General features: G+C 43.2%; 26 protein-coding genes and 1 other annotated feature. Of the genes, 7 read left to right on the top strand and 19 right to left on the bottom strand.

Features of this window, described 5'->3' with window-relative positions:
- Positions 1–58: 58 nt before the first annotated feature.
- Positions 59–646, bottom strand: coding sequence for an NAD(P)H-dependent oxidoreductase (locus A6755_RS06165; RefSeq protein ID WP_063590110.1), 588 nt, complete (start codon positions 644–646; stop codon positions 59–61).
- A 122-nt stretch (positions 647–768) separates the two neighbouring features.
- On the opposite strand from A6755_RS06165, the gene A6755_RS06160 reads away from it, so the two are divergent.
- Positions 769–1,197, top strand: a complete 429-nt coding sequence (locus A6755_RS06160) for a MarR family winged helix-turn-helix transcriptional regulator (protein ID WP_063590109.1) — start codon at positions 769–771, stop codon at positions 1,195–1,197.
- 91 nt (positions 1,198–1,288) lie between these two features.
- Here the strand turns inward: A6755_RS06160 and A6755_RS06155 are convergent, their stop codons facing one another.
- Positions 1,289–2,746: a protein adenylyltransferase SelO gene (locus A6755_RS06155; RefSeq protein WP_063590108.1), complete on the bottom strand. Its 1,458-nt coding sequence runs from the start codon at positions 2,744–2,746 to the stop codon at positions 1,289–1,291.
- 1,015 nt (positions 2,747–3,761) lie between these two features.
- On the opposite strand from A6755_RS06155, the gene A6755_RS06150 reads away from it, so the two are divergent.
- Positions 3,762–4,457, top strand: coding sequence for an FHA domain-containing protein (locus tag A6755_RS06150; RefSeq protein ID WP_084737479.1), 696 nt, complete (start codon positions 3,762–3,764; stop codon positions 4,455–4,457).
- Positions 4,458–4,553: 96 nt separating this feature from the next.
- On the opposite strand, the gene A6755_RS06145 is transcribed toward A6755_RS06150, so the two are convergent.
- Positions 4,554–6,356: a hypothetical protein gene (locus A6755_RS06145; protein ID WP_063590107.1), complete on the bottom strand. Its 1,803-nt coding sequence runs from the start codon at positions 6,354–6,356 to the stop codon at positions 4,554–4,556.
- 190 nt (positions 6,357–6,546) lie between these two features.
- Here A6755_RS06145 and A6755_RS06140 point away from each other — a divergent pair, with 190 nt between their 5' ends.
- Entirely contained in the window at positions 6,547–7,935 is a 1,389-nt protein-coding gene (locus A6755_RS06140; RefSeq protein ID WP_063590106.1) for a hypothetical protein, read from the top strand.
- A gap of 357 nt (positions 7,936–8,292) precedes the next feature.
- Here A6755_RS06140 and A6755_RS06135 read toward each other — a convergent pair whose 3' ends face one another.
- On the bottom strand, positions 8,293–9,258 hold the full coding sequence (locus A6755_RS06135) for a quinone oxidoreductase family protein (RefSeq protein ID WP_063590105.1): 966 nt from the start codon (positions 9,256–9,258) through the stop codon (positions 8,293–8,295).
- A 116-nt stretch (positions 9,259–9,374) separates the two neighbouring features.
- Positions 9,375–9,521 (bottom strand): hypothetical protein, encoded by a 147-nt coding sequence (locus A6755_RS26555; RefSeq protein ID WP_100298038.1) that lies wholly within the window; start codon positions 9,519–9,521, stop codon positions 9,375–9,377.
- Between the two features lie 158 nt (positions 9,522–9,679).
- Between A6755_RS26555 and A6755_RS06130 the strand changes: the two genes are divergently transcribed.
- Positions 9,680–10,204 (top strand): GNAT family N-acetyltransferase, encoded by a 525-nt coding sequence (locus A6755_RS06130; protein WP_063590104.1) that lies wholly within the window; start codon positions 9,680–9,682, stop codon positions 10,202–10,204.
- A 208-nt stretch (positions 10,205–10,412) separates the two neighbouring features.
- Here the strand turns inward: A6755_RS06130 and A6755_RS06125 are convergent, their stop codons facing one another.
- On the bottom strand, positions 10,413–11,243 hold the full coding sequence (locus A6755_RS06125) for an STAS domain-containing protein (protein WP_134402091.1): 831 nt from the start codon (positions 11,241–11,243) through the stop codon (positions 10,413–10,415).
- A gap of 128 nt (positions 11,244–11,371) precedes the next feature.
- On the bottom strand, positions 11,372–11,803 hold the full coding sequence (locus tag A6755_RS06120) for an Lrp/AsnC family transcriptional regulator (RefSeq protein WP_034304284.1): 432 nt from the start codon (positions 11,801–11,803) through the stop codon (positions 11,372–11,374).
- A 149-nt stretch (positions 11,804–11,952) separates the two neighbouring features.
- Here A6755_RS06120 and A6755_RS06115 point away from each other — a divergent pair, with 149 nt between their 5' ends.
- Positions 11,953–12,537 carry a DJ-1/PfpI family protein gene (locus A6755_RS06115; RefSeq protein ID WP_063590103.1) on the top strand — a complete coding sequence of 195 codons (585 nt, stop codon included), beginning with the start codon at positions 11,953–11,955 and terminating at the stop codon, positions 12,535–12,537.
- Between the two features lie 512 nt (positions 12,538–13,049).
- Here A6755_RS06115 and A6755_RS26945 read toward each other — a convergent pair.
- Both A6755_RS26945 and A6755_RS26940 read right to left on the bottom strand, forming a co-directional pair.
- Positions 13,050–13,196, bottom strand: a complete 147-nt coding sequence (locus A6755_RS26945; RefSeq protein WP_174878701.1) for a hypothetical protein — start codon at positions 13,194–13,196, stop codon at positions 13,050–13,052.
- 61 nt (positions 13,197–13,257) lie between these two features.
- Positions 13,258–13,428, bottom strand: coding sequence for a hypothetical protein (locus A6755_RS26940; RefSeq protein WP_161784817.1), 171 nt, complete (start codon positions 13,426–13,428; stop codon positions 13,258–13,260).
- A gap of 321 nt (positions 13,429–13,749) precedes the next feature.
- On the opposite strand from A6755_RS26940, the gene A6755_RS06105 reads away from it, so the two are divergent.
- Together A6755_RS06105 and A6755_RS06100 are read left to right on the top strand one after the other, a co-directional pair.
- The gene (locus A6755_RS06105) at positions 13,750–14,181 is read left to right on the top strand and encodes a DUF1641 domain-containing protein (RefSeq protein ID WP_063590101.1); all 432 of its coding nucleotides are present in this window, start codon (positions 13,750–13,752) and stop codon (positions 14,179–14,181) included.
- A gap of 39 nt (positions 14,182–14,220) precedes the next feature.
- The gene (locus A6755_RS06100) at positions 14,221–15,402 is read left to right on the top strand and encodes an NAD(P)/FAD-dependent oxidoreductase (RefSeq protein ID WP_063590100.1); all 1,182 of its coding nucleotides are present in this window, start codon (positions 14,221–14,223) and stop codon (positions 15,400–15,402) included.
- 112 nt (positions 15,403–15,514) lie between these two features.
- On the opposite strand, the gene hxlB is transcribed toward A6755_RS06100, so the two are convergent.
- From hxlB to A6755_RS06050, 10 genes are all read right to left on the bottom strand, one after another.
- On the bottom strand, positions 15,515–16,066 hold the full coding sequence (gene hxlB / locus A6755_RS06095) for a 6-phospho-3-hexuloisomerase (protein ID WP_244645310.1): 552 nt from the start codon (positions 16,064–16,066) through the stop codon (positions 15,515–15,517).
- Entirely contained in the window at positions 16,063–16,695 is a 633-nt protein-coding gene (gene hxlA, locus A6755_RS06090) for a 3-hexulose-6-phosphate synthase (protein ID WP_063590099.1), read from the bottom strand. Before hxlA ends, hxlB begins: the two co-directional genes overlap by 4 nt.
- Complete coding sequence (locus A6755_RS06085) at positions 16,692–17,975, bottom strand: MFS transporter (RefSeq protein WP_063590098.1); 1,284 nt, start codon at positions 17,973–17,975, stop codon at positions 16,692–16,694. Before A6755_RS06085 ends, hxlA begins: the two co-directional genes overlap by 4 nt.
- The gene (locus A6755_RS06080) at positions 17,957–18,928 is read right to left on the bottom strand and encodes a sugar kinase (RefSeq protein WP_063590097.1); all 972 of its coding nucleotides are present in this window, start codon (positions 18,926–18,928) and stop codon (positions 17,957–17,959) included. The genes A6755_RS06085 and A6755_RS06080 overlap by 19 nt, the downstream gene beginning before the upstream one ends.
- Entirely contained in the window at positions 18,915–19,685 is a 771-nt protein-coding gene (locus A6755_RS06075) for a sugar phosphate isomerase/epimerase family protein (protein ID WP_063590096.1), read from the bottom strand. The genes A6755_RS06080 and A6755_RS06075 overlap by 14 nt, the downstream gene beginning before the upstream one ends.
- Positions 19,686–19,757: 72 nt before the next feature.
- Entirely contained in the window at positions 19,758–20,795 is a 1,038-nt protein-coding gene (locus A6755_RS06070; RefSeq protein WP_063590095.1) for a LacI family DNA-binding transcriptional regulator, read from the bottom strand.
- 588 nt (positions 20,796–21,383) lie between these two features.
- Positions 21,384–23,063 (bottom strand): arginine--tRNA ligase, encoded by a 1,680-nt coding sequence (argS, locus tag A6755_RS06065; RefSeq protein ID WP_244889638.1) that lies wholly within the window; start codon positions 23,061–23,063, stop codon positions 21,384–21,386.
- Positions 23,064–23,098: 35 nt separating this feature from the next.
- Positions 23,099–23,317 (bottom strand) — a binding site (T-box leader).
- A gap of 67 nt (positions 23,318–23,384) precedes the next feature.
- Entirely contained in the window at positions 23,385–23,927 is a 543-nt protein-coding gene (locus A6755_RS06060; protein WP_063590094.1) for a response regulator, read from the bottom strand.
- A gap of 93 nt (positions 23,928–24,020) precedes the next feature.
- On the bottom strand, positions 24,021–25,052 hold the full coding sequence (gene desA, locus A6755_RS06055) for a Delta(5) desaturase DesA (RefSeq protein ID WP_063590093.1): 1,032 nt from the start codon (positions 25,050–25,052) through the stop codon (positions 24,021–24,023).
- 265 nt (positions 25,053–25,317) lie between these two features.
- Complete coding sequence (locus A6755_RS06050) at positions 25,318–25,827, bottom strand: DinB family protein (protein WP_063590092.1); 510 nt, start codon at positions 25,825–25,827, stop codon at positions 25,318–25,320.
- Positions 25,828–25,900 lie beyond the last annotated feature (73 nt).

The raw sequence follows: 25,900 nt of genomic DNA, 5'->3' as shown, positions 1-25,900 counted from the left end.
ATACGGCCACCCCCATTCATTATGCATGAATGGGGTTCTTCTTTAATCCCGTAAAAACTTAGCTAGCCACCTTCCTGAAATACCGATAAACCTTTTCTAGCTTTTGCGTTTGTTTCCCCTTTGGGCTTTCCATATTACCGAATTCGAAAAACTTCACTTTCTTGATCCCGACAAAATTGAATAATGCTCTTTTCATCAATATTTTATGCGCATCATTCAACCAGAGAAGCAGATACTTTGCAGGTCCCTTCATCGTGGACACACATACGACCGACTTTCCTTTCAGAAGGCCTTCCGGGAACAAGCCCTTTTTATCCCTGTAGGCAAAATTCGCCGAAAATAATTGATCGATGTATCCCATCAGCATGGCCGGTGGCCTCCCCCACCAGATTGGATAGACAAAGACAATCTTGTCGGCCCAAATAATTTGATTTCTATATTTTTCAAACTGGGGATCCCGATGCATATCACGCCTTCGTTTATGCTCATTGAACTCCAAGAGCGGATTGAAGCCCTCTTCATATAAATCCAAGACCTGCAGCCCCTTTATGTTCGGGTTCTCCTTACTTCCTTTGACGACTTTTTCTAAAAAAGCATGGCTTAGGCTTTTATGATTTGGATATGTGTAGATGACTAGCATGTTCATGACGTACCCCCTATTTACTTATCATTTGATAACAATCATACAATATCTTCTTTTTTGTTGTCAAATGATAATTGTATTTTGATAATATTTTTGATATCTTCTCAAGTAGAGAGGTGAAAGTTATGGACAAAAAAGCTCTTTTTGAAAAAATGGTCACATTTACAACTTCCGTACATCAAGTGACACACGAATTGACACAAAACGCCAAATCCGATTCCATCACGCCGGTACAATATAAAATCCTTGAATATATAACCGTCAGTCAGCCTGTCACACCAAGTGAAATCAGTGACTGTCATCATATCTCCATGCCTAACACGAGCCGTGAACTGAAAAAATTAAGCGAAAAGAATTTAATTGAAAAAATAAGTGATTCGGAAGATAGACGGAAACAATACATCCGCCTCTCCAAAGAAGGGGAAATGATGATGAAAGAGGCTTTTGCAATCGTGGAATCCCGTTTTCAAAGCCGGCTGCAACATGCATCAAAGGACGATTTAGCGGAGATTGACCGTGCCCTGGACATTCTTCAAACAAAACTTTTTTACTGATGAACACAAAAAGGGCTCCCGCAATTGAAGTTGACGAAGAATCGACTTCAATCGCGGGAGCTCTTACATTATCTCCATGCATGTTTTATGATCAGGTACCGCAAAAAGTCCGGTAAGGTTTTGTTGACTCAGGCAGTGCGGCGTATTCTGCTTGTTTTTCGCAGTGTGCATAAGGATTTGCAAGAACATCCAACAGCCGTTCCATCACGCTGTAGTCCTCTTGTTCCACTGCCGCCTCCAACGCCTCTTCCACCCGGTGGTTCCGCGGAATCACTGCAGGATTGCTGTTCTGCATCAACTGATTCGAAGACTCTTTCGATTCCTTCTGCCTCCCTAGCCTCGCCTGCCAAAGCTCCTGCCACTGAGCGAATTCCGGTGTCCCGAAAAGGACCGTATTCTCCTTTTTATCAAAGGTCAGAGCACGAAAAGTATTGGTATAGTCGGCACCATGCTTCTTCATCATACTGAGGATGCCATTTATTAGAGCCTCATCCTGAGTCTCTTCGTTGAATATCCCCAGTTTCGCCCTCATTCCCGCTAACCAATTGGAATGATACAGATCATTAAAAACGGAAATCTTATCTTGGGCCAGTGTAACGGCCTGATCATCGTCATCATGCAACAGCGGCAATAGGGATTCAGCGAACCGTGCAAGATTCCAACCCCCAATTACCGGCTGGTTACCATAGGCATAGCGGCCTTGCCTATCAATTGAACTGAATACGGTTGCAGGGTCATAGGCATCCATGAAGGCGCAAGGGCCATAATCGATGGTTTCCCCGCTGATCGTCATGTTGTCGGTGTTCATCACACCATGAATGAAGCCGATCAGCTGCCATTGGGCAATGAGCTCAGCCTGACGCTTGACCACTTCCTGCAGCAGCGAAAGATAACGGCTTTCATCTGCTTCAATGTCTGGAAAATGACGCTCAATGGCATAATCGGCAAGTGTCCGCAGTTCCTCGATCGTGCCCCATTTTGCAGCGAATTGAAAAGTTCCGACACGAAGATGACTCGAAGCCACACGGGTCATGATGGCACCAGGCAGCCCTGTTTCACGGATCACCGTTTCACCGGTCGTCACCACTGCCAGACTCCGGGTGGTAGGAATGCCGAGCCCGTGCATCGCCTCGCTGATGATGTATTCGCGCAGCATCGGTCCAAGTGCAGCCCGGCCATCGCCCCCGCGGGAATATGGCGTTCTTCCTGGACCCTTCAGCTGGATATCGACCCTCCCGCCTTCTGGCAACACCTGCTCGCCAAGCAATATCGCCCGGCCGTCCCCTAACATGTTAAAATGACCGAATTGATGCCCAGCATATGCTTGGGCAAGAGGAGAAGCACCTTGCGGGATCTCATTTCCGGCAAACACCGCCACACCATCTTCGCTTTGCAGCGACTTCACGTCCAAACCAAGAGAATCCGCCACACCCTCATTGAGAATGATCAACTCCGGTGAACGTACAGGAGTCGGGTTCGTGCTTGTGAAAAACTTTTCCGGTAGACGTGCATAGCTATTGTCTAAATTCCATCCTGTTTCATTAGTCATGGTTTCTCCTTTTCTTATTTTGACTTTTTTATAAAAGATATTTCGCTCAAGATTCAGTTAAAACACGCGATAAAACTAAGTTGCAGTCCATTTTTTAATATCTGCTTCTAACAATTAATTATACCTTTTTTGCATAAAAATGGCTCTTTTAAAGTCGTGTTAAATCCATTACGTCCCGGGATTTCATAAAACGATTGCGGTCCTTAGAATGAAAAGAAAGCAGGTACCCTTAATGGGTTCCTGCTTCAGACTGTTGATAACCCCGATGAAAATCATTCCACCCGAGGCACTCGCTTTACTTCTGCGGGGTCTTCCCTCGACGCGCTTATCCCGCAGAAGTCCCGCGCCTTCCGTTCCAATCAATTTTGTTCCATTTGCCTATAAACTCAAGTAGGCACCCTTTAGGTTCCTGCTTCTTTTCCTAAGATGCCAATAGTTACAATTCCATTATGAAACATTATGTATCAAAAAAGCCTGCCATTGATTCGGCAGGCTAGTTTCTTCTCCTATTATTGGTTCCATCCTCCACCCATTCAAAGGTAGTCTTAATTCAGTAAAGTCAGGCTGATAAAGGCAATGCCAAATATACAGTACAGAATGAGGGTAAAGGGCTGGGGAAAAATAATATATACGATCATACTGATGATCATCAGCAGGATGCTGAAGGCATTTATCCTATCTCTCCACATACTCACCTTTGGTCAACTCCTTTTCCACAAGCGTAAGGTACATTTTCATCGCAAACTTCTTCCGGTGCTGCCTGGCCGGCTTTGAGGAACCACTTCTCCCACAGTCAAAGCGAACATCAGCAAAAATAGAGTTTCTTCTTCATCCTTCGTCTCTCTTTGTTATAATGGCTGTGTGCCTAATTTGGATTTTTTTCATTTTTCGTTAGTAAGTAAGCGACTGATAATTTATAATTATAAAATTGAACCCACTAAACAGCCATGTAGCCAAAATGATAAATCCATGAAAATAATTTAAATTTTCAGATTTTTTAAGGGGTATGAAGTGAATGATCTATAAAACTTTCAAGGTTGTATTGAGGACCATGCACAAAGGCCAAACCGAGGAATTCGCCTATGTATATGAAGGGAACAGCCTGCTGATCGGCCGGGCAAGCCAGCACTCCAAAGCTGATTTCAGGCTTTACAATGACTTTGTTTCCAGGGAACATTGCCGGATTTATATGGAGGAAGGGCAGCTCCTCATTGAGGATTTGGCAAGCAAACACGGCACCTCCGTGAACCAGATGCCCCTCGTACCGGGCAATCCCTGTCACATTGAACCGGGGGATTCGATTACATTGGTCAATGGATTGATTGAATTCATAATCTCCATCGACAACGATTTAACAATGGATTTCACGCCGGTGAACCCCGAATTCCTGCAAACCGTCGCTATCAATGAGCACCTTCAGACCGTGATCATCAATGAAGAAGCACCCATTAAAATGCCGACCAAGGAATTCAATTGCTTTAAGCTGCTATATGAAAATTTGGACAATCTTATTTCAAAGGAAGAAATTGTCCAGCAAGTCTGGCCAGAGCGAGTCGGAGATCCCGAGCAAATCGTCACGGCAGAGGAAATCGCTTCACTGCTGTACCGGGTCCGGAAAAGGTTAAATGGGCACTTTGCGATAAAGGCCGTCATTCAAAAGGGATATTATATGGAATCCATCCATTCATTCAATTTATCGGACTTATCATGACAATCATTCGAAAACATGAAAAAAGCATTGTTGAAAACAATGCTTTTTTTCATGCTTATATTGGAGCTGGCAAGTGTACATGTCCACGGTCCATTATCATTTCTTTGGCAAATCCAGATTAGTGAATTCATCGACTGGAACGATGTCTTCTTCCATATCCATCACCTTCAGCACAACCCGGTCCCCTACATTCGTCAACACCACATCAGATAGCGCATTGACACCTGGGTCCACCGAGAACCTCTTGGCATTGCCTTCGACGATTAAATGGAATACGTATCCATTCGAGAGATTGGCATCATTGATCCTCATTACCTTCCCCTTTATTTCTTTCATCTCAAATCCTTTTTGAGGCGTCACACCGCTTACTTTCCCTAAAGAGGCAATCAGTTTTTTATAATTGCGGAAAGCTTCGTCTTTCGTTTTCCCAAAGACCACTTGGGGATTATCGCTATTGGCATAAACGATTGCCACACCCTGGAACTTGCTGCCCTTTGTAACCGGGATCACATATGTGGGAGCACTGTAAATCGTATAGAAAATTCCATTTGTGGCTTTCCAGCCTGGATATTTGGACAAAAACTCACTCGCATTGGCGTTGGATTTTGCTTCCTTTCCGGTCAGAACGGACGTGACGCCTTTGTAGTACGTCATTTCACCGGTTTTGGCATTGAAAACACCATAACCTACAAGGGTTTTGGAGTTGCCTTTTGATTTAGCCCGGGTAAAGTCCACTACATAAATCAATTCGCCTTTTTCGTTAAACGTAACCTGCATATTATCCTCATTAGGAATCAGGACATCTTTCTTCGGCCCAATCAGGGACTGGTTTTTCCAACCGTGAACATATTTTCCCCAGTAAGTCCAATATTCCAGGGCTGTTTCCAATGTGAATGTCCGATCTACCCATTTAGGTTCTTTTCCTTTTAGATAGTATTTCGTGTCCCCCGTTTCCGGATTCACCAATACCACCCCGTCCACCACGGGACCGCTGCGGTATTTCAAAAAATGTCCGACTGAAGCTACGAAGAAGGGCTTTCCATCTTCATTCGGTTCCAAATATGAATCATGGATGATTTTATTCGGATATGCCTTGCGGATGGTCCTTTCCAAATCATGATCAAGGTACTGTGAGGGAGCATACAGCATCTTCCCTTTGACAGTACTTGCCCCTTTATCCGTCGATATGGCGGAAATCAGATTATAACCTGGCGTGTATTCCGCTTTCCCGGCTTTTAAAAACCCGTCCATTTCAATGGGTGATGTATAAGCCAATTCATCATTGATATTGGTCAGACGGTATTCGCCTTCAGTGAAATATGATGCATTTTCTATTTTATTAATCGCCGCATCGCCTTTTGCATCAGCCATTTTCACTGTAACGAGCGGCATGGTTTTTATATCTTGAACTTCTTCCAGCTCTTTTTTCTTATCGACCTTCGCCAATCCATGCAGATCTGCGGCAAAAGTGAGCGGGTAAAACAGCATGATGACCCATGCGGCAATCAACACGACACCCAACAAACTGTTGAAATGTACGTTCCAAGGTGTTTTTGGCTGCTTTGCCGCTTCATTTCCCCTCCGATTCCGTCGGGTGCTTGAAGATTCAGTGGCCCTGTACATATACATGGTTGAATCGATGATGAGAATGAGCCCGAGAATAATGGCAAAACACGAAAAGAATGCAGCGGCAGTAAGATCCAGCAGCATGATATCGATAACGAAAAACAATATCGCAGCAGAAACTAAAAGTCTCAGCACTTGTTCTATGAAAAAAGGTATATCTTTTTTGGTGATGGCGTTCGTCCATCTCTGCGGAATCAAGGAAAGTCCCAATATGGCAAATGGTATTTTCATTAAAATTCCTTTTAAGATGAAACCGAGTAGTGAAAGTATCATGGTTTGAAAAATCTCTCCTTGTCATGTATGTTCCCATTTACCCATTTTACCACTTTTATGCAACTAATTTACTATTTTTTAAATCTAGCGGAATTACGTCAAAACTATTTGCCCCACCGATGCTACTTTTTCCGATTCAATGTTTATATAGACTCTAGATAAGAATCGATGCCAAAGGGGGCGAAGCCTTATGATTTATGAAGAAACATACCGATACCTATTAAGAAATGTATCCTCCACTGAATTCGATACGTGTTTGTATGCCTTGCTCCACAGTGATTGGGATGGGGTCATTCAGAGCCCGCTTCATATGATGGCCCGGGGAGTCGGAACGACAGAAAAGTACTTAAGGCAGATCATCCATAAATTCACCGTACCACAAGGATCACTAAAAAAAGTGTTTGTGCCTGTTCATCTAGGTGAAGATGTTTTGTACAAGTTTAACCTTGGTCCTGCAAGTAATCTTGGCTATAACAGGAAGACGGACCGTTATTGCAAAAAGTACCGTTTCTTTTATAGTGCTGCTTTCAAAGCCCTAACGATTCATGGAAAACGGCTGCTGCTTATGGGTGCCTTCCGAATGTCCGTTTTGAAGTCTGAAGAAGTACTGTTCGATTATGATGAAATCGTTCCTGATTCCCGCTCGCCATTCACAAGGCAGCGCTTATTGGATGCAGTCGCCGCAATCCATGACGCTTTAGGCCATATCGTAAAGATTTCTTTTGCGAGCAGGGCTTTTTCAAAAAAAGAAGTTCTGGTATTCACCTTTACCGATGGCGTCTTGGATGAGTATAAGGAAAATAGGGCGGAACGGACATTGTTGCGGAGAACGATTTTTAACTCTGGCTACCTTGGGCATATCAATGATTCTGTATGCAGGGAATTGGAACGGGTCGGCAAATATATTTTCCGTTCATTTCTGCAAGAAGCGATGAACATCTCCCATGATATCCAAAAGGAACTGCAGAAGTTAGCCCGTTTCATCTATTCTCATTCCCTTAAGAAATTTGGCCAGGCTCTACCTGCCAATAAGCAGTTGCTTCTTGCCCCAAAACAAGCCTCTGCTTATTTAAGCAAAATCATGTACAATGAAGCATTGGAACAAATGGTCAAGTATGCCCACCAGGCAGAATCCATCAAAAGCCTGCTTGAACGCGACCATTTTCATAGAAACATCTCCGAGAAAGCTCTCCGCTGGGAAGTGAATGATTTGGAAATGGATGAACATATCGAGCCCATTCTCCGTAAATACCATCAAGCGGATTTCATCCGCCATGTGCTGAACGACTGGTGCGAAACATGGCTCATTTCCCGTGTAAAGACAGTGACCGATGAATTCCGGGCGGAAGGAAAAGGGAAAAATACCGAAGATAAACAGGTCGCGGCCGAATATATGGCCCGCATTAGAAACGATGCATATGGCCAGTTGGACAGGCTGTTGACCTTGCTTCTCCAATTCGGCAATCATGCAGTGGCCCCGGACGTCCGGAACTTCCCTCTCACAAAGAAAAAGGAAACCCTCCAATCCTATTTCGCGATCCAAAAGGAGCGTCTCGATGTTCTCTCCATTTCGTCTTAAAATAATATGTTTTCCAAGAGAACGGATCCGTTCTCTTTTTTTTGCTTGTAACAAATGCCGACTGTGAATTGCAGAATGACGATTGTGGTTTGGTGATTGGCGCACTGTGGATTTCTCCTCTGGATTCGTGTATTGCATATGGCTTTTGTGGATAAGGCGACTTGGGAAGCAAGTTGTTTTGACGGCAGGCCATAACACTTGTAAGGGCAGGGGCATTTATTATGGAGTTATTCCAAGGGTCTAAGCATGGGTTTATATAAAGGAACTGAAAAAGGTTTTAATCATCAGTATGAATAAGGGGTTGAATCCCTGCAGACAAACAGGCCCCCATTTAAAATGGAAAGCCCTCATGATTTGTTATGGTATTAATAATAGTTTCCCCGAACTTTTCCGGCTTTCAAGAAGTCGATGTGCATCCGCCCCATTTTCCAACGAAAAAAGAGTCGGTTCTTTGATGTGGATTTCCCCTGACAGAATCCATTGGAACAGCTCTGCTGTTCTTCTTGTCCGTTCTTCATGGGTAGTCAGGACGTTCCAAAGGTCTCCGCCAATTAATGCCTTGGATGTATCCATTAACATCCTGGGATCGATTTTCTCTGGATCACCGCCTGCCATCCCAAAGAATACGACAGCTCCTCCAGTCTTGGTCGCACGGAAACTATCCATCAAGGTTTGGCCCACTGATTCATAAACGACATCAACGCCTTTACCGCCGGTAACATCCTTAATGGACTCCACCCAGTCCGATCCGTAAAGGAAAACATGATCCGCACCCATTTGTTTGGCAACAGCCGCTTTATCATTTGATGAGGTCAAGCCAAGGACCTGACCGCCCTTCATCCTGATCATCTGTGTCAGAAATTGACCGACTCCGCCTGCAGCGGCATGGACCAGAATGGTTTCCCCTTCTTTAACTCGATGGCTGTCATGCGTTAAATATTGGGCAGTCAATCCTTGAAGTAAAACGGAAGCAGCCGTTTCAAAGGTAATGCCCTCAGGCAGAGGCAATAGCTTGTCAGCTGGAACTGAAACCAGCTCCGCGTTGGCATGGGGAACATCAGCGAACCCGACACGATCTCCTGCTTTCACATGATGGACATCTTCCCCGGCATATTCGATGACCCCTGCCCCTTCATACCCTAGAATGAATGGGGGATCACCCACCAAATGATAATTCCCTTTCCTTCTATATACATCAGCAAAATTCAATCCAATTGCTTTCATTCGAACGATCACGGCTGATTTTGAACGTTCAGGCTCTGCAATTTCCCTTACAGACAGAACTTCCGGACCGCCGAAATCATCAAAGACAAGTGCTTTCATCATCCTAACTCCCTTCAATACTTCTTCATTCTTTAAGATATAGGATGGACCCTTTGATGGCAAGAAACACAAAAGACCGCCCAGCCATTAAAGGCAGGAGCGGTCACTACGTTTACTCAATCTGTATTGGAACCAGGACCGTTCTTTCGTTTATTTGCAGAATATTCCTTACCGTGTGCTTCATGTTCTGCAATGATATCCGCTTTCGGTATATGGTTATTCTTTTTTGGTGAAGCGATGCGGTTGCGATGTTTTTTTCCCATGATCTATCTCCCCTTCATCCAATGTTTTTTTAAATTGAACTAATGTTAGCTTGTCCGATTACCACCGAAAATACCGGCAAAATAAGCACTTCATAATAAAGGAAAAACCTTTGTGGGGACCGAATAGATAGAAAACTGATTTATGAGGAGGGAAAAAAATGTTTCCTGAATTGAACACGGAAAGGTTACGCTTACGGGAAATTCGTGAAAGTGATGCGGAAGCTCTTTTCCAATGCTTATCAAAAGATGAAGTCACCCGCTTTTATGGACAGGATTCATTGGAGAATGTCGAACAGGCCAAGGATATTGTAGCAGCCTTTGCGAAAAACTATCATGAAAAACGAGCCGTTCGATGGGGAATTGAAAGAAAAGATACACAGGAATTGATTGGCACCATTGGTTTTCATGCCCACAGTCCCAAATACAGACGGGCGGAAATCGGTTATGAAATCCATCCAGCGCATTGGCGTAAAGGATTTGCGTCAGAAGCGCTTAAGGAAGCTATCGCCTACGGTTTCACCGACCTTGATTTAACCCGTATCGGCGCGGTCGTTTTTCTGGAAAATCAGCCATCAAGTGAGCTCTTGCTTAAGCTGGGTTTCATCAAGGAAGGAATATTAAGAAGTTATATTTACCAAAACGGGATTCCTCATGATACATATGTCTATTCCTTGCTGAAGTGAAACCTTTGGAAGGTTGATCCTGAAGAAATTCGCGACAGTCGGCGGAAAGGGTGCGAATTTCCGAACCAAGATTCGGTTCTGTCCGGAGCATCCTTCCCTCATTCCATTTACTTATTTTGACAGGATAAAATCGCAAATAATATTCCTTTATATTCCAAATTACCCACAAAAAAAAGTCACCAAAACATGGCGACTCCCACTTCACGATTTAGGTAACTGCAAGATAGTCCTTCAAGGCCTGCTGCAGCGTACCCTTTGTTTCTGCTTTATTATCGAGCTGAATCCCTGAACGGATCATTTTCGTAACAACTTCTGGGCGTAATCCAGTCACCACAGCTTTACACCCCATCATTGCCGTTCCATCGAGGATTTTCATCAAATCAGTGATCATTTCAACTTCGATTTCGATGATACCGGACAAATCCAAGATCAAGGTCTGTATCCGCAGTTTACCTATCTCCATCAATACCTTTTCTTCGATTATCTGAATTCGTGAATAATCGATTGTCCCGATTAACGGAAGGACACAGGTGGTGGAAGTGACGGGAATGATCGGGACGGATAGATTTTCCACCAAGTTTTGCTGAGCGAGAATCAATTTGTCTTTGTAATCGGAGTAACTGACGAAAAAGGATTTAAGAAAATCATCAACCTTTTCATTCACTATTTTCTCTAAATCAAAAAAGACCTTGGAATCCTCAATGAACGCTTTCTTTTCTTGTTCGAACTTATAAAGAAAGGTCCAAAGCGTTCTGCGAAGGGCCTGAATCCATTCCAGCTTGAATGAAAGCGTCAAGGAGTGGGTTGCCCACGTAACTCCCTCTTGTTCGGCAAAGGCAATCAAATCCGTTTCATTCTGCTCCACTATATAACGGACAAGCTTATGTGCATTATTCAAAAGATCGACATTTCCAATCAGAAGGATTTCTTCGATTTTATCCCTGACATTGACCGCTGCTGATAAAAGATATTCTTCAAACTCACTCTTATTCTGCAAAAGGAATTCCATTATTTTATCTTCATCATAAACAAAACTCACTCTTCTCCACTCCCTTTTTGAACATCCAACTGTGATTTTTGTTACTATTTACTTTCTATATTGGTGGAGTTATTTCCTGCTAATCGCTCATATATTAAAGAGAAGGAAAGTAAATGTGTTGAAGCCGGTTAAATCTCTTCTCCTGAAAAAACATTTTTCGATGCGGAAGAAAAGATCAGATGGGTGGAAGATTTTCCGTATTTAATGGCTTCATCGACGAAGTCTTCCAGCGTTTCCATCGAATATGTACTTATTTTAATAAGATAACTGTATTGACCGGCTAACCGGTGGCATTCCAGAACCTCCGGATGGCTCAAGCTAAATTGATAAAAATCCTTGCATCTATCCGTTTCGAATAATATGAATGCCGTAATGCTCCTATCAAGTTTTTCAAGTGATATTTCCGTTTTATACCCCTTTATCACTCCGCTTTCCTCTAATTTATTCACACGTTCTTTCGTTGCTGGAGCCGTTAAGGACACTTCTTGTGCCAGTTCTTTCATGGACATGCGCCCATTATTCTCAAGCAAGGAAAGTATTTTTTTATCCGTTCGATCCATCTCAATCGCCCCACTTTTTATTATTAACAGAATCCTTTCAAATACATTATAAAATAAAAAGAAATGAGATGAATACGTAATTAATCACATGTATAAAGGAATTTGCTTTTTATATAATTAATTCAAATATAAATAAGGGGGATGCTGTTATGAAAAAAGTATTGATGCTGCTATCCAATGGATTCGAAGCGGTTGAAGCAAGTGTGTTTACAGATGTATTGGGGTGGAATAAATTAGAGGGTGATGGCACCACTGACCTGGTTACGGTGGGACTTCACGAACGATTGAAATGCACCTGGAATTTCATCGTGCAGCCCGAACTGACCCTCGATCAAGTGAACCTTGATGACTACGATGCCCTGGCCATTCCAGGAGGCTTTGAAGAAGCCGGTTTCTATGAGGATGCCTATGATCAGAGGTTTCTTGATGTAATCAAACATTTTCATAATAAGAACAAAATCATCGCAACCATTTGTGTAGGTTCCCTCCCACTAGGAAAAAGCGGGATATTGAATGGAAGAAAAGCCACAACATACAACCACCCAACCAGTAAGAGACAGGGGCAGCTAAAAGAGTTTGGGGCGATTGTAGTGAACGAACCGATTGTCGTCACGGACAATATCATTACATCCTACAATCCATCCACAGCATTCGATGTTGCCTTTACGCTCTTGGAAATGCTCACTTCACAAGATAATTGTAAACATGTGAAGGAATTGATGGGTTTCCATTAAGAATGACACGATTGGGATATTGGTTTCCGCTTCAGGCACCCGCTTATCCGCGGGCGGTCGGGGAACCTCCTCGTCTTGAGCCTGCGGGTCTCGTACCTTCCTCTCCAATCACTTTGTTACAAAATACAGTTGGAAATCATACTTGGAGTCGAAGGTAATACTTTAGGTCAGTTGGTTCAGGAACATTATTTAAATACGTTTTCCGAACTCTTTCTCCTACAGTCTTTTTAAAATAGAAGGATGAAAACTTGAAACATGGAAGAATTTTATACGGATGTAACCCTTAAAAGATTGAAGAAATTTGCGACACTCCTGCCGAATAACTGGCTAGCCGAGACCTCGCAGCCGCTTACGGTGAGGAGGCTTGGCAGACAGTCGGCGGAAAGGGATCGGATTTCTGAAATCAACTGGATCTTTTTTTCAAAAAAAACTGCAGGCAAACTCGTTTTTTTTCGAGTTGATCTGCAGTCTGGGGTTCCGAGTAATTCGGAACCTGTTTCACGTTATTTCCACTAAGCCAATGAACGGGTTTTCATGGATGCACGGAACTGTTTTGTTGATTCCGGCAAGGCTTTATTCGTTGCATAATCGATGATGACACCATACCGGCGAATGACATCGAGACTATCCAGCTCGCCATTGGCGAATTTATCTTCCACGCTTTATATGTTTTCCTCAAGCCTGTTGTTCCTGCTATTTAAGTATGCTTACACAACAATATTATTTATCAGGTGTTTCCGATGTACCTTCCTCGCTGTTTTTGAGGTAAACTTCAGAAATCCCATTCATACCTTCCATTAGTTGCGCTTTAGTATATTCCATACTGCCAACCAGTTTATGAAGCTTCTTACCATTATTCTCTTCTGTAAGTTTAGATTCTGAATCCGTCACATTTTTTCACCTCCATCATTTAGGATGGCAAATCAAGATGGAAATATGTATGACAGGCGTCGATGGCAGGCACCCTCTTACAGTACACTTTAGGTAAAGACAGGTAACTTTCATTAAAATCTGTACTTCAAATAAGCAGGAAAAGATGATTTTATGAATCTTTTTTAAAAAATCAGCTGTTTTCAAGCCACTAAAGGGATATACTATAGTTTAGCTTTTATTACATTTTTGTTAGTATTTTTTCTCGTCTCACATTGTGTAATATTTTACAAGTTTTTCTAATTACATCAACAAAATGCTTATTGCAAAGGAGAATTGGATATGTCAGAAACGATTACCCAATCACAAACTGAACAACTTAATGCCCGCCAAAAACAATTAGATGTACTGGACCAATTATTAAAGCCTGAGGTTCAGGAATCATTGAACACTTTAGTCGAGCAGTTACCAAAACTAACTGAGTTAGTGAATATTTTAACAAAGTCTTATGATTTCGCTCAATCGGTTGCGACTGATGATGTGTTGAAAAATGATACGGTCAGCGCCATTTCGGAGATCGCGACACCTGTGGTCCATTCAGTGAAAGGGCTTGCTGCTAATGCCATCGAGGCTAAGGATCGTGCAGAAGAGAATAATGATGTGATCGGCCTTTTTGGTCTGTTAAGGATGATGAAAGATCCGGAAGCACAAAAGCTTTTCCGTTTCGCCCAAGCTTTTCTTGAAGTCTCTGCAGAACGTAAAAACCAAAAATAATTTGATGAACTTTCAATCAGTAAGGACGGGGGATTAACTATGTCAAAACAAATCGTCATCTTAGGTGCAGGTTACGCAGGATTACTATCTGCCTTATCCGTACGTGAATATTACAAAAAGGATGAAGTGCAGGTTACAGTGGTGAACCAGTTTCCAACGCACCAAATCATCACCGAATTGCACCGTCTTGCAGGCGGATCCATTTCTGAACAAGCCGTTTCCATTCCTTTGGAAAAGCTTTTCAAAGGAAAAGATATCGACCTTGTCATTTCCAAAGTGGAGTCATTCTCGGTCGATAATAAAGAAGTGAAACTTGCCAATGGTTCCACATTATCTTATGATGCTCTGGTTGTTGCTTTGGGAAGCCAAACAGGATTCTTCGGCATTCCGGGACTTGAGGAAAACAGCATGGTCTTGAAATCCGTTAATGATGCTAACAAGATTTACAAACATATCGAAGATCGCATCCGCGAATATTCTCAAACGAATAATGAAGCGGACGCAACCATCGTGATCGGCGGCGGCGGATTGACGGGCGTTGAGTTAATCGGTGAAATCGTGGATCATTTCCCTAAAATCGCCAAAAAGTTCGGAGTGGACTTCAAGGACTTGAAAATCAAGCTTGTGGAAGCTGGTCCAAAAATCCTTCCGGTACTGCCTGACCACTTAATCGAACGTGCCATGACAAGCTTGGAAGCACGCGGCGTTGAATTCCTGACAGGTCTGCCTGTAACGGGTGTTAAAGGAAATCAAATCGAATTGAAAGACGGACAAACGATAACGGCCAATACGCTTGTTTGGACAGGCGGAGTTGCGGCTCTTCCTATCGTAGGCGAATCAGGCCTTGAAGTGGATCGCGGAAAAGCAACCGTCAATGAGTATTTGCAATCCAAATCCCATAAAGACGTATTCGTTGTCGGCGACAGTGCCGTTGCTTTCCCTCCAGAAGGCGGCCGTCCATATGCTCCTACTGCACAAAATGCTTGGCAAATGGGTGAGCTCGTTGGATACAACCTATATGCAGCATTTGAAGGCAAGAAACTTGAAGCATTCTCACCTGTAAACTCAGGTACACTTGCGAGCCTTGGCCGTAAGGATGCGGTGGCAACCGTCGGGGCCAATAACACGTCCCTTAAAGGCCTTCCGGCTACATTGATGAAAGAAGCAAGTAATGTTCGCTACCTATCACACATCAAAGCCCTATTCAGCCTGGCTTATTAATTCATTATCACCGTGACATGTTCACGGTGCATGCCCTTTATTCCCTTTTGGGAGTAAGGGCATTTTTCATATCAAAAAAGGCGGGCACCCGCTGAAAGGGTCCCGCCATATTTCACTCTACATTACTATGTTTGGAATAAGTAAGCTCGTGGCTGATGGACTCGGTTAATGAATAGTCCAAGCATACTGCATCACATAAAACATGTACACATTGATCAAACAAAGAACTTAACGGCTGGACGCTTTTCGTTTCATGTTCCAAGCGATTTTTCGTTGCTGCCGGTATCACCAAGACCTCATGAGAGACATTCGCCAATTCCGATTGGTCATTCGTCGTGATCGAAAACACCTTGCATCCCACTTCTCTGCCTTTTGCTGCAACTGATATCACACTTTTGGTCGAGCCGCTCCCGCTAATGGCTATGATCAGATCGCCTTTCGAAATAGAAGGGGTAATCGTTTCCCCGACTGCATAGACGTTTAAGCCAAGGTGCATCAATCTCATCGCAAAGGCTTTGGCCATGAAGCCCGATCTGCCTTCACCAACGATGAAGATCCTGGTGTCGGTCCGTAAATTTTTTAGGAGCACATCCGTTACCCCTCCGTCCATTTTGTGAAATACACCGTTCATTTCTTCTAAAATAACCCCAATTTCCTTCTTCAAACTTCCTTCACACCTTTCTTTCCATTCAACGTTTCCTTAAATAGACGGGCAGCTTCTGCTGGATCCTTTGCTTTTGTAATCGCCGAGCCAATGATGATGACATCCAGCCCCTTCCTGACCATTACAGGCAAGGACGAAAGAGTGATCCCTCCTGCTGCAGCCCTCATGGACCCAGCATGATTTCTCATATTGATCATGGCATGACCTGAATTCTCCTGGCTGTCCTTGCTTACATGCTCACAGAATATCGCCTGACGGTAAATCCGTAATTGCTCAAGCCGGGTATCGGATACATTCAATAAATCAATCATGATCTGCCCCTTGTATTCACGCGCTTTTTCCAGGCATTTTTGGATGGTTACATCCGATGCAGCCCCCATTACCGTAGCTATATCAGCCCCGCTTTGAAAGCAAAGATCCATTTCATAAGCCGCATTGTCCATCGTCTTCATGTCGGCAACGATTTTTTTATCCGGAAAGTGATTTTTCATTTCTATAATGCTATTCACTCCGAACTCTTTAATCAGGGAAGTCCCCACCTCAATCCAATCAATCGAGGCTTCCACGCTTCGTGCCATTTCAATGGCTTCCTCCATATTCATGCGATCCAACGCCAGCTGTATTTTCATGACGAAACTACCTTCATTTGCTTGACTGACGTAACCGCAGGCTTTTTAACCATCAATGTGAGTAACGCTGAAATCAGTAACGATCCCGCCATGAAAATATAGGATGCTCCAGGCCCGCCGGTCAATCCGTTTAAATATCCGACGAAATAAGCACCTACAAATGAGCCAAGCGCTCCCATGCTATTAATCAGGGCCATTGCTCCGCCAGCCACATTCCTTGGGAGGATTTCAGGAATGATGGCAAAGAACGGTCCATACGGTGCATACATCGCACCGCCTGCAATAACCAACAGGGCATATGAAAGCCAGAAATTCGATGTGCCGAGCATGAAGGACCCGAAGAATGCGATTGCCCCCACAAGCAGCGATGTCCAAACGAACGTTTTTCGATTCAATGTTTTATCCGAAAAATAGGATAGTGCCAGCATCGAAATGACCGCTAACAAATAAGGTCCGGCTGAAAGCCAGCCCGTTGCCACGATATCCATGCTCGACGCTTGTTTAATAATGGACGGCAGCCACATGACGAACCCATAAACCCCGATGCTCCACATGAAGTATTGGATACTGAGGACGATGACCTGCTTTGACTTAAAAGCTTCCCTATAATTTTTCACAGGTTTTAATGCAGCCTGTTCTTTCTGGAGGGTCGCTTCCATATCTTGCTTTTCCTGATCTGTAAGCCACTTGGCATCTTTGGGACGGTCATTGACGACCTTATACCAGATAAACGCCCACAGGACAGCCGGAAGTCCTTCAATGATGAACAGCCATCTCCAGTCGAATGCCTTCAATAGGTAGCCGGAAAGGATCGACATCCACAATACAGTAACTGGATTCCCCAGAATCAAAAAGGTATTGGCCCGGGAACGTTCTTCTTTTAGAAACCAGTGGCTTAAGAAGACGAGCATCGCGGGCATAACAGCGCTTTCAACAACACCAAGCAAGAAGCGAATCGGATAGAGCCATGCCACACTTGTCGCCATCCCCGTCAAGGTCGCCAGTCCTCCCCAGAGAATCAAGCTCCAAAAAATCAGGATTTTGGCACTTTTCTTTTCTGCGTAATGTGCACCTGGAACTTGAAAGAAGAAATAACCAAGGAAAAACAGCGCGGCCAGAAAGGAGGATACCCCGGCGGTGATATTAAGGTCTTCCCCCATTCCTCCCGCTACGCCAAACCCATAGTTCGCACGGTCGAGATAAGCGAGACTGTATGTGATGAACACCAAGGGGATCAATCTCATCCACCTTTTTCTCGAAGCTACTTGTAATTGAGACATGATTGAAGCACTCCTTTTTTCATAAAGTGTTCTAGCTCTTCCATATCAGGGAGGCCTTCGTGATCTCCGGAAGACATCACGGCCTTGGCCCCTATCGCATTTCCGCGTAAAACCGCTTCTTCATTCGATGCCCCTTCCAGTAAAGCGCTGATTACCCCGACAGCAAACCCGTCTCCTGCCCCTACGGTATCCACGACTTCCGTTACGGTAAAACCCGGTACCTCCTTCCTTCCATCTTGGGTTGCAAAGTAGGCTCCTTCTTCCCCGAGTTTAATCACCACAAGCTTAACACCGAGTTCGAGGTAGTAACTGGCGATATCCTCCTTGTTGCTGTATCCTGTAAGAATTTCACCTTCCTGAATTCCGGGAAGCAGCCAATCCGCCTCCTCCGCAAACATATTGACGATGCTGATCATCTCCCTTTCATTCGGCCAGAGTGATGGACGCAGATTTGGATCGAATGAAACGGTTACACCCTTTTGTTTCAGATGTTTCAAGACTTGCCATGACAGATCTCTGAAACTGCCGGAAATGGCAGGAGGTATCCCCGTTAAATGCAGGTGCTGAGTTGAAGGGAGTTTCTCCAGGGGAAAGTCCTCCAGGGAAATCTTACTGGCGCTTGAATTCTTCCTAAAGTATTCAACGACCGGATCTCCTTGTTCGACTTTGGATTTTAACTGGAACCCAGTTGGATTGAATGGATCCATCAAAACATGGGAGACATCCACCCCCTCATTTGTGAGCGTTTTCATAATCATGCGCCCGAACGAATCATCGCCCACCTTGCTCATCCATGCAGTTTTAATCCCTAACCTTGACAGGCCAATCGCTACATTGGTTTCAGCCCCTGCCACATAACGCTTATAACGCATGCAATCATCGAGGCTGCCCGAATCCTCAGCGATGAACATCGCCATTGCTTCTCCCATCGTCAGTACCTTAAGCTCGTTCATGGCTGACCTCCTGTTCCATTTTCATAAGTGAAATATAAGTCGCTGCATTTTCCAATGTTACCGGGAATTCAATCGCTACCGGACAAGCGCCATTAAACTTTTCCAATAACTCCATTACCTCAGGCAGCAGCGGCATCGATACCGGCTCAGTCACCCAACCCTCTTTCTCGCGTTTCACTTGCTTTAAATGAATATAGTCCACATATCCCGCTAAACCTTTCGCAGCTTCCATTGGAACTTCTTCTGTATACAGCCAATTGCCCGTATCAAATGTCAATCTTATCGGGATATCGAACTTTTCGGAGCAACTCAGGAAATGAGCGATCCGGTTTACGTTTCCACCGCCAAGCGTCTGATCATTCTCGATGGTGATTTTCATTTCACGGTTTTGCAGATTTTCCACCAAGGCTTCATTCATTCGAAACATATCTGTTTCAAAAAAATCGTAGTTTCCTAGAGGCATCTTCAGCAATTCCGCTCCCAATTCATCCGCTTCCCTTGCCAAGCGTTTAAAACCTAATTCATTCATTTGATGGTTCGAGCCGATCAGGAATTCAGGAGCGGAATAATAAATGTCCAAGTTAAGCTCCCTGCATAAGGCACCCAATTCTTCCAGAGAATCATCCGGCGTCAATAATTCTTTTCTGATTTCGATTCCATCAGCTCCAGCGGCTGCTACGAGTTTTATGATTTCAAGATGTCCGAGCGCTTGAAGCCTTTCGGCCGGTATTGAATTCATGCATACAAGTACTTTCATATTAATCCTCCTGACCCTAAAATGGTATCGGTACCATTTTGTGAGTTAATAAAGCCTTCAAGTTTAGAAGACTTATGATTTTTTTATAAATGGAGTCGTTTCCCTTATATTCAATTTCGCTTGATACGCCATTGTCTGCGCTGGGGAAGCCTGTCCATCAATGCGCCGTAGGATCATTTCCATAGCAGCGACCCCGATTTGGTATGTGGGCTGTTCAATCGTTGTAATGCCCGAATAAACGATGGTGCTCCAATCCGGATTATCAAATCCCATCATTGCTAAATCTTCCGGGACCGACAGTTTCTTTTCTTGTAAAAGTAAAATTAATTTTAATAGCACGACACTATTTGCCGTCAATATAGCTCTTGATACGCCTTTTGAGTCATCTAAAAAATGCTGGAGCTTGGACTCGACATCTTTTAAATCATCGACATTGACCTCATAAACATCTTCTGAACTCGGATGACTGAGGCTCATCAACGTTTGCTGAAAGGATAGCCGCCGCTCATGCCTGGTACTGACATTGCTGACAGGTTCGCTGAAAAATGCAATTCGTTCATAATTTTGACCAACCAAATAATTGACAGCTTGTGAAGTAGCCTGAAAATTATCCAATCCTACCGTATCTATTTCAAGATCCGGCACCTTCCGATCCAAAAGGATGACCGGGGTCTTTTGCTCTTGCATCTGTTTTAGCATGTCGTGATTACCGCCAGTCGTATGAATGATAAGCCCGTCGATGCGATGGGATAAAAGCATATCAAAATAGCCTCTTTCCTTCTCGGGGTTATTATCCGAATTGCAAATCATCAGATTATATCCATTCTGGCTGCATATATCCTCAGCCCCCCGAAGGATGGCCGTCGTATATGGATTGTTGATGTCCGCCACGATGATTCCAATCAAATAACTCTTATTGCTTTTGAGCCCTCTTGCCATCGTGTTTGGGCGGTACTCCATTTTGTTGATCGCCAGCTCGATTTTCTTACGGGTTTTGTCAGAGAGTTCATCAAATCTCCCCCCTAAATACCGGGAAACAGAGGTCTTTGAAACACCTGCTTCTCTAGCAACATCGTAAATTGTAACCTTTGCGTTTTCTTGTTTAACCATTACATTCATCCATTCGCGAATTTTGGAACCGGTTCCATTTTTATAAATATTAACACATTACCAATGAATGTCAATCCATTTTATTCAAATTCTTTTTCTTCCGCTGAAAATGGATAGTCGCATGGATCGACGCCAACTTCAAATGCCAAGCTGACAGCCCGCCTCCTTCATTTCCCCATATTAAAATACATTAACAAAATTGTATAATATAAACAGCTACAGAGAGGGGAAGGCTTTTTTTGATGAAAAATAAATATTCAAAATGGTTACTTGTTGTAGTTATATGTATGGGTGTTGCCATCGGAGGTTATTGGAATTATTCCAGTATAGCAATTGGAGGCACATCTGATAATGGTATGTGGAAAGCAAATTATAAGAAAAACTCTGATGAAACAGTTGGCGGATGGATTGGACATCTTCAACAAAAGTCTGGTGGCAAGGTCAAGATAAAAGTAGTAACCTTTACTGATAATGGAAAAATAGTAGTGGAACATAAGGGATTTACAGAAGGAAAAAGTGAAGATGGCCCTATATCTGATAAATTATGGAGCCATTTTGAAACAAAATGGCTCCTTTTATTGACATGCATTACATTTTATTCGGCGTTGAAATTCCCAATAAACTTAGCGCATCCTTCAATACGATCGCAACGGAAAAAGCGAATGAGAGCTTCATCTGTTTCCATTCATCTTCAACCAGGATTTTCGAATGTGCATAATACTTATTGAATGCACGAGATACATGCAAGCTGAATTTCGCGATTTGTGATGGATCGGCTTGTTCAAATGATTTTTGGACAATGATCGGGTATTGCTCCAGCAGCTGGATGACTGGCCACGCATATTCGCCTAAAGCTTCATATTGGATGGCCTGCTCTTTAAAATCACCTTTTTCAAGCAAGGAGGAAATTCGCGCATATGTGTACTGTACATATGGGCCCGTTTCTCCCTCAAAATTCATCATTTGCTCTAATGAAAAATCAATATCGTTCATGCGGTTATTTTTTAAATCATTAAAGATTACCGCTCCGACACCTACTTGTCTTGCAACCAGTTCTTTCTGTTCAAGCGCTTGATTTTTTTCTTCAATATTGCGCTTCGCAGTTTCGATCGCCTCTGCCAATACATCCGCAAGCAGCACGACTTTCCCTTTACGGGTCGACATTTTCTTACCGTCTTTTAGCATCATGCCAAATGCTACGTGCTGTAAGTCTTTTGACCACTCATACCCCATTTTTTCAATGACGTTAAAGAGTTGTTTAAAGTGCAGAGATTGTTCATTTCCGACCACATAAAATGTTTTCTTTGCCTCATACTGTTTTTTACGATACATGGCAGCAGCTAAATCACGTGTGGCATAAAGTGTTGCACCATCGGTTTTCGTAATCAAACAAGGCGGCATATCTTCCAATTGCACGACATAGGCACCTTCTGAAAGGGCAAGCAGGCCTTTTTCTTTTAGTTCCCCGACAACCGCATCCATTTTATCATTGTAAAATGCTTCGCCGGCATAGGAATCAAAACGGATGCCCAATAAATCATAAATCGTCTCGAATTCTTTTAAAGACGCATCCCTGAACCATTTCCACAATGCCAGTGCTTCCTCGTCCCCGTCTTCAAGCGACTTGAAGCTTGCGCGTGCTTGTTCATTCAACGATTCATCGGTTTCTGCTCTTTCATGGAACTTCACATAGATTTTCAATAATTCCTGAATCGGAGAAGCTTCGATTGCCTCTTTGTCCCCCCACAGCTTATACGCAACAATCAACTTACCGAATTGCGTGCCCCAATCTCCTAAATGATTGATACGAACGGCATTATAGCCGTTTTTTTCGGCAATGTTGGCCAGTGCATTCCCTATGACCGTAGAGCGTAAGTGCCCCATGGAAAAAGGCTTGGCAATATTCGGGGAGGAATAATCTATCACGACATTTCCCTGTCCAGTCTGCATCGAACCATACTGATCCTTTTCCCTTAATATCGTTTGCAGCACGTTTTCCGTCACCATCTGTTGATTGACGAAAATATTCAGATAACCTCCCACTACGTTCACTTCTTGAATCAATGTACTGTTTAATTGTTGAGCTATTTCCGACGCAATCACCTGAGGCGATTTTCTGAATTTTTTCGCAAGAGTAAAGCACGGAAAGGCTACATCACCTAACTCCATCAATTTCGGCTTTTCCATTAATTTTTCTATTTCACTTGCCGGCATTTCATTGTTCAAAGCAGTTGAAATCAATTCTGCAATTGGTTTATTCATCGACATTTTCCCCTCCTAAACAAAAAAGCCCCCGCCTCTAAATAAGAGACGAGAGCATAAATTCCCGTGGTACCACTCTAGTTGCCACAAATTGCGGCCACTTTCCATTGTTAACGAGGTGACTCCCCGATATTCCCTACTGAACGGTTCAAGAAATTTCTCCAAAGTGCGCTTCATTCATCCGACCTGCATTAGGCTCCCACCATCCCTAACTCGCTTTCCATTTCAAAATGAACTACTCTCTTCATCACAGAATTTTCAATATTATGATTTAATCCATCGTACACAATTTAAAAAAACGTGTCAACAGAATTTAAGAAACAAATCTTAACCAGCCGGTAACTTCATTTTATCCTTGATCGTCGAAAAATACTTCCTTACTGTCCCAATTGTGCCGCTTTGATTGGACGGCTCAATATTGGATGGACCATCGGCTAACAGCCCTAACACTCCCATTTCCCGGCCATTATGGCTGGAAGGCCCATCAATAAGCTCTGGGGAGTATATTCGCTTGCCATCCATTATGCAGCGAATCGAGCAGGCTAACTCTTCACCCGGGTTATCCTTCAATAAATAACCACTTACATCAGCCTTTAATGCGAGTTGAAAATAACCAGTCCTTCGAAATGTCGTTAAAATGACCACTTTGCATTCAAATGACCTTAATGCTTCTGCTGCCTCAAGTCCGCTCATTACAGGCATCTCCATATCCATGATACACACATCAGGCCGTAATTGCTGTACAAGAGCCATCGCTTCTTCTCCGTTACTGGCTTGCCCGACAATTTCTATATCTTCTTCAAGATTGAGTAGAGAACTTATTGCCTCTAAAAGCATTTGCTGATTCTCTGCAATGACAATTCGAATCATTTTTAAGTTCTCTCCTTTATCGAGTTCCTTATATGAAGCAAAGACTCCCCAAATCCGAGGATTATTAAGGGAGTCTGGAATGATACATGAACGTTACAGTTCAGATTTCACTTGAGTGGGAACACTTTTTTTCGTTAAATATTTTATGTCCTTGAAACCGACGAAATTCTTGGATTCCTCATCCCATAAACGGAAACGGAGTGAGCGCAAGCTTGTTGCAAGAGTGATCGTCGGAACGTTCTCTAAAGGCTGCGTATTATTATGCGCCATTTCCAATTTATAGTTAGGCACCCTTGGACTTAAATGATGAACATGATGGTAACCGATATTACCAGTAAGGAACTGCATCAGTTTTGGAAGCTTATAAAAAGAACTTCCCTCCACTGCTGCCAATACATATTCCCACTCTTCATTTTCTTCAAAATAAGAGTCCTCGAATGTGTGCTGGACGTAAAACAGCCAAATGCCGATTGAACCGGAAATCATGAAAATGGAACCTTGTACCAGAAGGAACGACTGCCAGCCTACTGCCAGGCAAAGCAATGCCGCAAAAACGACGATTAATACATTCGTCAAATACGTATTATTTTTTTCCTTCTTTCTAGCACCTTTACGGTTAAATCTATTTTTAAGAAGGAAAACATAAATCGGCCCCAAACCAAACATGACCAATGGATTACGATAAAAACGATAAGCAAAACGAAGTTTAAACGGTGCAGCCAAATACTCATCTACCGTAAGGGTCCAAATATCACCTGTACCCCGCTTATCCAAATTACCGCTTGTTGCGTGATGCACTGAATGCTCATGTCCCCATTGATCAAACGGGAATAAAGTCAAAACACCCATGATCGTACCGACGATTCTATTCGCACGGCGGTCTTTGAAAAATGAATGATGCGTACAATCATGAAAAATGATGAATATTCTCGTCAAGAATCCTGCAGCAAACACAGCTGGGATTAAAGCTAGCCAATAAGAAACGGAAAGACTTATATATGCTAGGTACCATAAAATGATGAACGGCCCCAAGGTATTGATGATCTGCCATATACTTTGCTTTGTCGTTGATTGTTCAAAAGGAGCAATTTGTTTTCTCAAGGATTTCGTATTTTGCAAGGTCATATTTCAATTGCACTTCCTTTTATTTGTCGTTATCCATAGTATAAAGAAACCAACCTGATTTTATTAGTACCAGGTGTCATGACTAGAAGATGACAAATGTCATGTACAAGTCAATTCCAGTGACAAACGTAAAAAAGGCCAACCAGGAAGAACCGGTTAACCTGTTCACATATATAGGATTTCGTTATCGTCAAAATAACAGGCGGACTTACTTTAACAGGACTGTCAATGCTTACATTCCCATCAGTAAGCAAATGAAGACCCGTTACTCTCCTTTTAAAAATAAATGCAGCCCATAATCCGTCGAAGTTGAGGCATAACCCATTTGGCGCAACATGGCCGTGATATTGCCGCGATGATAGGTTCCATGATTCACGACATGCGGTACCAATTCAGCTGCACTTGTTTTCATTTGTCCGCCAGCTGGATTCTCAATTATAAGAGGTTTATGTAAATTTTCTTTTTGGCCAAGCAGCGATTTGTACCGCTCGGACAACTCAAAAAACATGGCCTCCATTTCCTCCAATTCCTTTGACTCCATTTGTTCCTTCCGTTGTTCAGCCAGCTCTAATGCATGTTTCATGCTTTTACCGGAAAAAACCTCCGCCCACCCCAGATCGGAAAGATACACATGGGCCATCACACTCGATATTGATGAAAACACACTTTGAACTTCCTGATGGTAAACATCCTTTGGAAGCTCTTTTAAACGGTTGAAAATCTGATTATTTGCCCATATGTTGTAATCATAAAACTGTAATGCAAAATTTGACATATAAACCCTCCCCTTCTACTTACAAATCAATTGCCCTTCTTACGGATTAATTCGTCCCACACGATGGTTAGAA

Source organism: Peribacillus frigoritolerans, assembly GCF_001636405.1.
Lineage (GTDB): Bacteria > Bacillota > Bacilli > Bacillales > DSM-1321 > Peribacillus > Peribacillus frigoritolerans.
This window is presented reverse-complemented; position numbering and strand designations above follow the sequence as displayed.

Coding starts and splice junctions, on each gene's coding strand:
- A6755_RS06165 (WP_063590110.1), bottom strand. CDS start 646: ATGAACATGCTAGTCATCTACACATATCCAAATCATAAAAGCCTAAGC.
- A6755_RS06160 (WP_063590109.1), top strand. CDS start 769: ATGGACAAAAAAGCTCTTTTTGAAAAAATGGTCACATTTACAACTTCC.
- A6755_RS06155 (WP_063590108.1), bottom strand. CDS start 2,746: ATGACTAATGAAACAGGATGGAATTTAGACAATAGCTATGCACGTCTA.
- A6755_RS06150 (WP_084737479.1), top strand. CDS start 3,762: ATGATCTATAAAACTTTCAAGGTTGTATTGAGGACCATGCACAAAGGC.
- A6755_RS06145 (WP_063590107.1), bottom strand. CDS start 6,356: ATGATACTTTCACTACTCGGTTTCATCTTAAAAGGAATTTTAATGAAA.
- A6755_RS06140 (WP_063590106.1), top strand. CDS start 6,547: ATGATTTATGAAGAAACATACCGATACCTATTAAGAAATGTATCCTCC.
- A6755_RS06135 (WP_063590105.1), bottom strand. CDS start 9,258: ATGAAAGCACTTGTCTTTGATGATTTCGGCGGTCCGGAAGTTCTGTCT.
- A6755_RS26555 (WP_100298038.1), bottom strand. CDS start 9,521: ATGGGAAAAAAACATCGCAACCGCATCGCTTCACCAAAAAAGAATAAC.
- A6755_RS06130 (WP_063590104.1), top strand. CDS start 9,680: ATGTTTCCTGAATTGAACACGGAAAGGTTACGCTTACGGGAAATTCGT.
- A6755_RS06120 (WP_034304284.1), bottom strand. CDS start 11,803: ATGGATCGAACGGATAAAAAAATACTTTCCTTGCTTGAGAATAATGGG.
- A6755_RS06115 (WP_063590103.1), top strand. CDS start 11,953: ATGAAAAAAGTATTGATGCTGCTATCCAATGGATTCGAAGCGGTTGAA.
- A6755_RS06105 (WP_063590101.1), top strand. CDS start 13,750: ATGTCAGAAACGATTACCCAATCACAAACTGAACAACTTAATGCCCGC.
- A6755_RS06100 (WP_063590100.1), top strand. CDS start 14,221: ATGTCAAAACAAATCGTCATCTTAGGTGCAGGTTACGCAGGATTACTA.
- hxlA (WP_063590099.1), bottom strand. CDS start 16,695: ATGAAAATACAGCTGGCGTTGGATCGCATGAATATGGAGGAAGCCATT.
- A6755_RS06085 (WP_063590098.1), bottom strand. CDS start 17,975: ATGTCTCAATTACAAGTAGCTTCGAGAAAAAGGTGGATGAGATTGATC.
- A6755_RS06080 (WP_063590097.1), bottom strand. CDS start 18,928: ATGAACGAGCTTAAGGTACTGACGATGGGAGAAGCAATGGCGATGTTC.
- A6755_RS06075 (WP_063590096.1), bottom strand. CDS start 19,685: ATGAAAGTACTTGTATGCATGAATTCAATACCGGCCGAAAGGCTTCAA.
- A6755_RS06070 (WP_063590095.1), bottom strand. CDS start 20,795: ATGGTTAAACAAGAAAACGCAAAGGTTACAATTTACGATGTTGCTAGA.
- argS (WP_244889638.1), bottom strand. CDS start 23,063: ATGTCGATGAATAAACCAATTGCAGAATTGATTTCAACTGCTTTGAAC.
- A6755_RS06060 (WP_063590094.1), bottom strand. CDS start 23,927: ATGATTCGAATTGTCATTGCAGAGAATCAGCAAATGCTTTTAGAGGCA.
- desA (WP_063590093.1), bottom strand. CDS start 25,052: ATGACCTTGCAAAATACGAAATCCTTGAGAAAACAAATTGCTCCTTTT.
- A6755_RS06050 (WP_063590092.1), bottom strand. CDS start 25,827: ATGTCAAATTTTGCATTACAGTTTTATGATTACAACATATGGGCAAAT.